A 9,920-nucleotide genomic window follows, 5' to 3' on the forward strand; every position below is an offset into this window, starting at 1 on the left:
GCCGACCTCAGAAAAGCAGAGGCGGAGCTGACGGCTTCCCGGGCAGAGCTGCAGTCGGCCACAAGAAATCTGCAAAGAGGCGAAGATGTCGCAGCCAAGGGTTTTCTCTCAGCAGCGGATCTGGATAAGCTCCGGGACCGTTTCAGTGCCGCCGAAGGGCGATTGCAGGCTGCTGAGGCCGCTGTGGAGAAAGCCTCAGACAATCTGCGTTACACCGAAATTCATGCGCCTTTTGATGGCTGGATAGGCAGCCTGAATTTTGACGTTGGTGCCGTGGTCAGCCCTGCGAGCGGCCCAATCACCGAAGTTATGGTGACCGACCCCATTTACGTCGCTTTTCAGCTTAATGAGTCCGATTTTGTGGCGTACCGGCGTGCCGGTCGGGACGCCGCCGAGAGCATGGCCGGCAATCTGGCACTGTACCTGACTCTGCCGGACGGGCAGCGCTATGGCCAGGGTGGCGCACTGGATTTCGCAGATGTCAGCACCGACGCTTCCACGGGCACCGTGGCGATGCGAGCCCTCTTCCCCAATCCCGCCGCGGTTCTGGTGCCCGGGCTTTATGTGACCCTGCACGTTGAAGGCCAGGCTGGCGAAGCGAGCATTCTTGTGCCCCAGGCGGCCGTACAGGAAACCCTTGAAGGCAAGTTTGTGCTGGTGGTAGACGACCAGCAAAAGGTTGCCCAGCGTTTCATAACCACAGGGCCCCGCAGGGGAGCCATGGTGGTGGCACGGACCGGGCTTGAAGAGGGCGAGCAGGTCATCGTGGAGGGCATGCAGAAGGTACGCTCCGGCGTTACGGTCAATGCCGTTGATAAACAGATCGATCCGGAAACGGGCGTGCTCTCGGGCGAGGGCGAGGCGGTTGAAGGCGAGGGCGTCCAATGATCAGCGGCGTCTTTATCCGGCGACCGAAGTTCGCCTTTGTTATCTCCATTCTGATTACACTCGCCGGCCTGCTGGCCCTGCGGGGCCTGCCGGTCAACATGTATCCTGACATGGCTCCGCCCCAGATCCAGGTGTCGGCAACCCTGCCGGGTGCGAGCGCCCAGGTGGTCGAGGAAGCGGTTATCCGGCCGATTGAGCAACAGCTCAATGGTGTCGAAGGGATGATCTATATCGAGTCGACGGCTTCCAGTGAGGGCGGGGCGAAGATAACCCTGACGTTCGAAAGCGGTACCGATACCGATATTGCCCAGGTAAACGTCCAGAACCGTGTTGCTCTGGCGGAACCATTCCTGCCGGACGAGGTACGTCGGCAAGGGGTGGTGGTCAGCAAGCAGGCCGGCAACATGCTGATGGGCATTAACCTGACGTCTGATCGGCCTGACCTGGATGGCGTCTTTCTCAGCAACTTTGCCTCCAACAACCTGGTTGAGGCGCTCGGACGTGTTCCGGGCGTCGGGTCCGCGGAGGTAATGGGGGCAAAAGACTACAGTATGCGGATCTGGCTGGATCCGCGGCGCATGTCGGCACTTGATATTACCGTTACGGATGTGGCGGCAGCGCTGCGGGAGCAGAACCAGATCGTTGCTGCTGGCAAGCTCGGCCAGGCTCCGGTGCCCGCCGGCCAGCAGTTTGTCTACAGTATACAGAGCCGCGAGCGGCTTTCCGATCCAGATGAATTTGCCCGGACCATCCTGCGGGCCAAGTCGGATGGCGGCTTCGTGCGCCTGCAGGATATTGGCCGCATCGAGCTGGGTTCGCGCTCCTACGCGTCAACGGCCAAGCTGAACAACCGGGATACGGCGTTTGTTGTCATTTACCAGTTGCCGGATGCCAACGCCCTGGACGTCGCGGAAAACGTCAGGCAACTCGTTGATGATGCGTCAACCGGATTTCCCGATGGTGTCGAGCACAGTATTCTTTTCGACAGTACTGAATTCATCAGCCGCTCCATTGATGAAGTGGTTGTAACCCTGCTGCAGGCCGTCGGGCTGGTGATACTTGTGGTATTCCTGTTCCTGCAGAACTGGCGGGCGACCCTGATCCCGAGTATCGCCATTCCGGTCTCGCTTATCGGCACCTTCGCCGTTATGGCGGCACTAGGATACTCCATCAATACCATTACCCTTTTCGGGCTGGTGCTCGCCATTGGCATTGTGGTGGATGATGCGATTGTTGTCATTGAAAACGTCGAGCGGTTGCTGCATGAAGAAAAACTGCCCATCCGCGAGGCGGTGACCAAGGCCATGGCGGAGGTCACCGGCCCTGTCATTGCCACAACCCTGGTGCTGTTGGCGGTTTTTGTTCCGGTCGGCTTCATGCCGGGAATTACCGGTGAACTGTACAGGCAGTTTTCGGTGACCATTTCGGTAGCGGTGATTATCTCATCCATCAATGCGTTGACCCTGAGCCCGGCGCTCTGTGTCTCATTGCTGGGACGGGAAGGTCAGAGCATTCGGTGGTTGAGCCCCTTTGAGAAACTGATCACCAGCACGACCAGAGGCTATGACGGTCTGGTAACGCGGTTGCTGCGCAAGGGTGCCCTGATGGCACTGGGTATGGGGGCCATCCTGCTGGTCAGTGCCGGCCTTTTCAAGGCGGTGCCTGCCGCATTCGTACCTCCGGAAGACCAGGGGTTCCTCTTTGTGGATGTGCAATTGCCGGATGCCGCATCGCTTGAACGAACCGATGCGGTGTTGGAAAAAGTGACAGAAAGGGTACTGGAAGATCCCGCAGTGACGGACTTTATCACGGTATCGGGATTTTCACTGTTGGGCGGTGCCAACTCCAATAACGGTCTTGGAATCATAACGCTGAAAGACTGGGAGGATCGTGAGGATGATGCGCTCGGCCTTGGTCAGGTGGTTCCCAGGTTATCGTCCCAACTCTGGTCGATTCCGGAGGCGCAGGTGATGGTCTTCAACCCGCCACCCATTCCCGGGCTGGGCACCTCGTCAGGGTTTGACTTCCGGCTCCAGGACAATCAGGGCAGGGATGTCGCCGAGTTATCGCAGGTTATGAACGGTCTGATCTTCGAGGCCAATGAGCACGAGGCGTTGTCCAGGGTTTACAGCACCTATCGCGCCAATATCCCCCAATACCTGTTGCAGGTGGATCGAAACAAGGCGAAAGCCATGGGCATTCAGCTCTCCGACATTTTTTCTACCCTGCAAACACAGATGGGCTCGCTTTATGTAAATGACTTCACCCGTTTCGGCAAAAATTACCGGGTGTTGCTGCAGGCAGAGGGCAGCTATCGGCAGGGGCCGGAAGATCTGTCTTTCTATCAGGTGCGCAATCAGCAGGGTGACATGGTGCCGCTTACCACCCTGGCATCTCTGGAACCGGTGCTCGGTCCCTCCACAATTCAGCATTTCAATCTTAAGCGCTCCGTGACTCTCTCTGGTGAGGCTGCCGCCGGTTATGCCAGTGGTGATGCGATAAAGGCAATGGAGAGTCTCGCGGAAAAACTGCCGCAGGGCTACGAATTCAGCTGGGCAGGGCAGAGTCTGCAGGAGATCGAGGCCGGCAATCTGGCGGCAGTCATCTTCCTGCTGGCCATCGTTTTCGTATACCTGTTTCTGGTCGCCCAGTATGAGAGCTGGAGCCTTCCTCTTGCTGTGATCGGTGCCGTGCCGCTTGCGATGTTTGGCGCCATGGGAGGGCTCTGGCTGCTGGGTATGGCCAATAACATCTATGCCCAGGTGGGACTGGTGTTACTGATTGGCCTGTCGACCAAGACCGCCATCCTGATTGTGGAGTTTGCGATGCAGTTGAAGCAGTCCGGCCTGCCCACAACCGAGGCTGCCAGACAGGCCGCTGTTCTGCGATTCCGGGCGGTTCTGATGACAGCCCTTTCTTTTGTGCTTGGTGTGCTGCCTCTGGTGTTTGCCAGCGGTGCAGGTGCAGCAAGCCGGGTGAGCCTGGGTGTGACGGTGCTGGGCGGAATGATTGCCGCAACTGTTCTGGGAACTCTGCTGGTGCCGGTTTTCTACCAATGGATTCAGGCTGCCCGGGATCGGTTCCATGGCTGAGGGTTGGTAGCGTTTCAACATTAAATTGACAAACCGGCGCCCGATTAATAGTATCGTTTCGATATTAAATCTGGGAAAATTTCAGATGAATGCGATTAACAAACCTCACCTGAAAAACAAAGGACCGGCCCAATCCATGACAGGAATGTGTTTTGACAACAGCTACGCCCGCCTTCCTGGAGCATTTTATAAGCGCTGCGACCCTGATTCGGTCGCCAATCCGAAATTGATTGCTCTGAATCGGCCTCTTGCTGTTGATCTGGGTATGGACGATCCGGATTTGCTGGATGATCACGGGCTGCTATCTGATTTGTTCTCCGGCAATCGACTGCCCATGGGCGCTGAGCCCATTGCAACCGCCTTTGCTGGTCATCAGTTTGGTGAATTCGTACATGAACTTGGAGATGAACAAACACTTCTGGTTGGCGAGGTAATTGACAGGTGCCAACAGCGTAAGGATATTCAATTGAATGGTTGCGGGAGGACTCCGTTTGCCCGGAGTGGGGATGGACGTTCTCCCCTTGCCGCTGCAATCAGGGAATATCTCCTGAGTGAGGCCATGCACGCGCTTGGCGTTCCTACTACACGTGCTTTGGCCCTGACCACGACAGGAGAGTTTGCCAGTCTTGATAATCCTCAGCCAGCCACTGTAATGGCAAGAGTGACGAGTTGTCACATTCGCATTGGAACCTTTGAATACTTTGCCAGGAGTCAACAGCAGGGCGCCTTGCGGGCTCTGGCGGATTACACCATTGCCAGGCTTTGCCCTGAATTGATGACGAGGCCGGATCCCTATCTTTCGCTACTGCGTTGGGCAGTAGACAGGCAGGCAAAACTGGTGGCGCATTGGGTGAATATCGGTTTTATCCATGGGGAAATGGATACCGATAAAGTGTCCCTGGCGGGAGAAACTTCAGACTATGGCGCATCCGCCTTTCTTGACCATTATGACCCCGACGCTCTGTTCAGCGCTAGTGATCTCACAGGGCGCTACGCCTATAATAATCAGGCATTTGCTGCTCAATGGAACCTCTCAAGACTGGCGGAAGCTCTCGTCGGGCTGTTACATGGCAGCAAGGCCAGGGCGGTTGCAGAGGCTTCCCGGGCGGTAAAGGAGTTCCGGCCTCGTTACGAGGACTATTTGTTGGACCTGACGAGAGCGCGGCTTGGCCTCGACGGAGCGATGCCCGAAGATCGCCAGTTGATTCGGGATCTTCGGCAGTTGCTGGCTCAACACAAAATCGACTACCACTCGTTCTTCCACAAACTCGCCGACGATATTGACGGCGGCGGCATAACCGCGGCACTGTTCGGTTCGGAGGCTGGCCGTTATCTCGATTGGTATCGGCATTGGCATTTGAGGCTGACTCTGACAGGTCGAAGCTCTGAGCAGTGTTTTCAGGCCATGATGGCTGCTAACCCTCTGGTCGTTCCCCGTAACCATGTGATTGAACGGGTGATCGAGCGAGCTCTCGATCAGGATTTCAGTGAGTTCTACGGTTTTTTGAATGCGGTTAGAAGCCCATTCGAAGAACCGGATGATCACACGTATTGCCATCCGCCAGAGGATAACCCGGCACTTTCGCGCTGATCGCAAAATAGGCGTAAGATAAGATAACTGTCCGCACTGGTCGGCCTCGCAAGCCGGAGAAAACAGCATCCAAAGGAGCGGAGTAGCGGCAAAGATACAGATTAACCGAACTCACTCAGGATAATTCGCGCCATGATGTATTTAACGCATGAAATGAGCCGCCTCGCGCTGACCCCGGCGCGCATGCTGGCCAGCACCCAGAGCAAAATGCTCCGTCACCGTCTGAATCCCTTGTCCAGGGTTCCCGGAACCCGCAGCATTGCCTCGGCACTCAACGTGTTTGAGGACCTGACCCGGCGGTATCCCAAACCGGCTTTCAATCTGGATACCACGGTTTGCGACGGCGAAACCGTTCTGGTTAACGAGGTCATCGTCAAGCGCAATCCATTTTGCCAGCTGAAACATTTCCAGCGTAATGTGAATCGTCCGGATGACCCCAAACTGCTCATTGTAGCGCCGCTTTCTGGCCATTTTGCATCGCTTCTCAAGGGAACCGTGGAAGCGATGCTGCCGAATCATGACGTCTATATTACGGACTGGCGTGATGCGAGCATGGTACCGATTACAAAAGGCAACTTCGGGCTCGACGACTATATTGATTACGTTATTGATTTTATTAAACACATTGGCCCAGATACTCATGTTCTGGCGGTCTGCCAGCCGGTAGTGCCGGTGCTGGCGGCTACTGCGCTGATGGCCCAGGATGATCATCCGTCAGCGCCCCGTTCTCTGGCGTTGATGAGCGGCCCGGTGGATGGACGGGTTGATCCGACAGAACCCTGCGAGCTGGCAAAGAAACACAAACTGTCCTGGTTCAGGCGTAACCTGATTCATACCGTGCCGGCGCCCCATGCAGGCGCCATGCGCAAGGTTTACCCCGGCTTCCTGCAGCTGACGGGGTTCATCAACATGAATTTTGATCGCCACGTTGATGCCTATCGGGGGCTGTTCAAATCCATTCGTGATGATGACGAACAGGAAGTTGCCCGCCACAGGGAGTTCTACGACGAATATCTAGCGGTAATGGATCTGCCAGACGCTTATTATCTGGACACCATCGAGCGTGTTTTCCAGAAATTCCAGCTTGCCAAGGGCTCCTTCAGGCACCGCGGCCGGCTGGTAAAGCCGGAAGCCATTCGTAAAACGGCGTTGATGACCATTGAGGGCGAGAGGGACGATATTTCCAGCCCGGGGCAGACCAGAGCTGCCCACGCACTGTGTACCAACATTCCCGACGAGCGCAGGGTTCATCACTTGCAGCCCGGAGTTGGGCACTACGGCACGTTTAATGGCCGTCGCTGGCGCGAAGAAATTGCTCCAAGGCTGCAGAAGTTCATTCGCAGCGCCTGACTCTCAGTTGCCCAGGTGTCTTGTTGCAATTGCTGCCCTCTGCTAATTTGAAAATAAAGAGCTCACCGTCTCTCAGTGGCGGTGAATCAGGGAGAACAAAGATGTCTGAGAAGTCTGTAAAGTCAGTGCCTGTCAGTGGAGGGGAGCTCCGCACGGTGCGCCAGTCTCTGATGAGTGCGGGCGCGCATGGTACCCGCCTGGTTACCCGCTCGGTGCTCAGGCGCCTTAAAGGTGGCCGTCCCAATCCGGTAAGCGTGAAGAGTCTGGCGAAACCCTTCGTCCGTTTCACCGCAAAGTTTGCCACTCAGCCGGATGCGGTCATTACCGCCGAAATGCGGCTGCTGCAGAACACTACCATTCTGAGCAGTAGCGCATTGATGAGCCTGATCAGCCGGGAGCCCATGCGGGTGGCGACCCCTGAGCGGGGTGATCCCCGTTTCAAGGACGATTCCTGGCACGACACCATTTATTTCAATTTTCTCATGCAGGCCTACCTGATGTCGGATCGGTGGATTAATGACACCATCGACGATGTTCGTGGCCTTGATGAGCATGACCGGCACAAAGTCCGCTTCTTTACCAACCAGGTTCTGGATGCACTCGCGCCGAGCAACTTCGTTCTGACCAATCCCGAGGTGTTGAGGGAGACGGTAGACACCAGGGGCCGCAACCTGGTGCGTGGCTTTGCCAATTTTCTGAGAGACCTGGATAAAGCCGATGGCCAGATGTCCTTCAGGATGTCCGATCCGGATGCCTTCGAGGTTGGGGTGAACCTGGCAGACACGCCGGGTGATGTCGTCTACCAGAATGATCTGATGCAGCTGATCCAGTACCGGCCCACAACCGAGACAGTGCATCGTCGACCCCTTCTCGTCATACCGCCCTGGATCAACAAGTATTACATTCTGGACCTGGGTGCGAAAAAGTCGTTTATCCGCTACTGGGTCGAAAAGGGTCACACCGTATTTGTCATTTCCTGGGTTAACCCCGGAAAGGAACACGCCAACAAGGGATTCGAGGACTACATGCTCGAAGGCCCGGTGGAGGCACTCGACGCCATCGAGAAAGCCACCGGTGAGAGCGAAGTAAACACCATTGGCTATTGCATTGGTGGAACCCTTTTGGGCTGTACGCTCGCCTGGTTGGCAGCGCGCGGCGATGAACGGGTGAAAAGCGCCACCTTCTTCAACAGCATGCTGGATTTCTCCAACGTTGGCGACCTCAAGGTGTTCATCGACGAGGACATGATTTCCAAGATGGAAAAGGCCATGAAGAAGCAGGGCTACCTGGATGGTCTGTCCATCGCTTCCTCCTTCAACATGTTGCGCGCCAACAGCCTGATCTGGTCTTTCTACATCAATAACTACCTGATGGGGCGTGAAACACCGCCTTTCGATCTGCTGCACTGGAACTCGGACTCCACCCGTTTGCCGGGCGCCATGCACAGTTTCTACCTGCGCAACATGTACCTTGAGAACCGGCTGGTCGAACCTGGTGGAATCACTCTCGCCGGAACGCCGATTGACCTCGGGCAGATCAAAGTGCCTGCCTATTTCGCCTCGGCGATTGAAGACCACATTGCACCCTGGGTGTCCTGTTATAAAGGGTCCCGTTACCTGGGTGGACCAGTTCGCTTCGTGCTGGGTGGCTCTGGCCACATAGCCGGCATCATCAACCCACCTTACAAACACAAGTACGGTTACCGTATTAACGAGAATACTGATCTGTCACCGGATGAATGGCTGGCTGGCGCCGAAGAGTATGAAGGGTCCTGGTGGCCGGATTGGGTCGATTGGGCCAAGCAGTTCGGTGGCGACGAAGTGGCGGCAAGAACGCCAGGTGAGGGGGAATTGCCAGTTATTGAAGCGGCGCCTGGCTCCTATTTGCGTAATGAACCCGCTCCTGCAACGCCTTCGAAACCCAAAGCCGTTGCTGCCAAACGCACCACCCGTAAGCCGGCAGCTGGAAGCTCTTCCTCACGCCGAAAAACCAGCAAACCCGCCGCCAAGGCGGACTCAGGCTGATCCTCAGACCGCCGTTCCCCGTATAGACCCTGCTTCGACAGAAGCAGGGTTGACTCGTCTTCCATCGCTGCCCAGAATACTGTACGCATAAACAGTATTCTGGGCAGTCTGTGTGGTTAAGGCACCCAAGCGGGGAGAATTGTTATGACAGGGCAGGGCCTGATTTCCTTTGTCACGGTAAGGCGGCAGTTCGAGTTTCGTAGCATCGAGGTCGGTCGCTGGGTAACGCCCGAGGAGCGTGACAGGGCTGCGGTGCGATTTTACCAGGCGCTGTGTGATCTCATGGCCATCCTCAAAGGGCCGGAAACCCTGATCTCCCTGCGCAGCACCCTGGGCCTGCAATACGGCATCGGCGGCCAGCGGGGTGTTTCAGCCCACTACATTCCTGCAACCCGACAACTGGCCCTGGCCAAAAACGCCGGTGCCGGCAGCCTTGCCCATGAGTGGTTCCACGCTTTCGATCACTACATGGGCAAGAGGGCGTTCCGGAATCTGGAAAAGCATGGCTTTGCTTCAAGCGGTTGGTTGAGCAGTGCAAGCCAGAAAGAACACCCGTTGAACCAGCGGTTGAACGCCTGCTTCCAGGCCATCCTGCTGAACGACGACGGCACCGCACCCAGCCAGCTGTTCCGCGCCTCACAAAAAGCAGATGCAGGGCTGAAAGTGCTTTACTACGCCAGGCCGGAAGAGCTCTGTGCCCGCGCATTCGAAGCCTTTGTTGAAGACTGCCAGCCCCGGAACAGTTTCCTGGTGCGGGGCACCGTGTACTCTGACGAGGCAAAAGCAGGGCTGTATCCGGAGGGTGCCCAGCGCCAGCGAATTAACGAGGCCTTCCAGCACTATTTCGCGGGACTTGGCGCCGCGCTGTATCGGGAACAGGCCAAAGCCGGCTAGAATTGCCGACGGTTTCGAACTGACCCAGGGAATGTAGCATGCCAAAGTTTTTACACACGGCAGACTGGCAAATGGGGCGGG

6 protein-coding genes are annotated in these 9,920 nt (G+C 56.6%); all 6 read left to right on the forward strand.

What is annotated here, in order from left to right:
• On the forward strand, positions 1-888 hold an 888-nt coding region (locus tag ACESMB_RS10965), incomplete at its 5' end, for an efflux RND transporter periplasmic adaptor subunit (protein WP_372971542.1).
• A complete protein-coding gene (locus tag ACESMB_RS10970) occupies positions 885-3,980 on the forward strand; it encodes an efflux RND transporter permease subunit (RefSeq protein WP_372971543.1) in 3,096 nt (1,031 codons plus the stop codon). The genes ACESMB_RS10965 and ACESMB_RS10970, both read left to right, overlap by 4 nt.
• 85 nt (positions 3,981-4,065) lie before the next feature.
• Positions 4,066-5,571 (forward strand): protein adenylyltransferase SelO, encoded by a 1,506-nt coding sequence (locus tag ACESMB_RS10975; protein WP_372971544.1) that lies wholly within the window; start codon positions 4,066-4,068, stop codon positions 5,569-5,571.
• 132 nt (positions 5,572-5,703) lie between these two features.
• Entirely contained in the window at positions 5,704-6,921 is a 1,218-nt protein-coding gene (locus ACESMB_RS10980) for a polyhydroxyalkanoate depolymerase (protein ID WP_372971545.1), read from the forward strand.
• 101 nt (positions 6,922-7,022) lie between these two features.
• Positions 7,023-8,945, forward strand: a complete 1,923-nt coding sequence (locus ACESMB_RS10985) for a PHA/PHB synthase family protein (protein WP_372927487.1) — start codon at positions 7,023-7,025, stop codon at positions 8,943-8,945.
• Between the two features lie 144 nt (positions 8,946-9,089).
• Complete coding sequence (locus ACESMB_RS10990; RefSeq protein WP_372971546.1) at positions 9,090-9,839, forward strand: CLCA_X family protein; 750 nt, start codon at positions 9,090-9,092, stop codon at positions 9,837-9,839.
• The last annotated feature ends 81 nt before the right edge of the window (positions 9,840-9,920 follow it).

Source organism: Marinobacter sp. (assembly GCF_041686475.1).
Taxonomy (GTDB): domain Bacteria; phylum Pseudomonadota; class Gammaproteobacteria; order Pseudomonadales; family Oleiphilaceae; genus Marinobacter.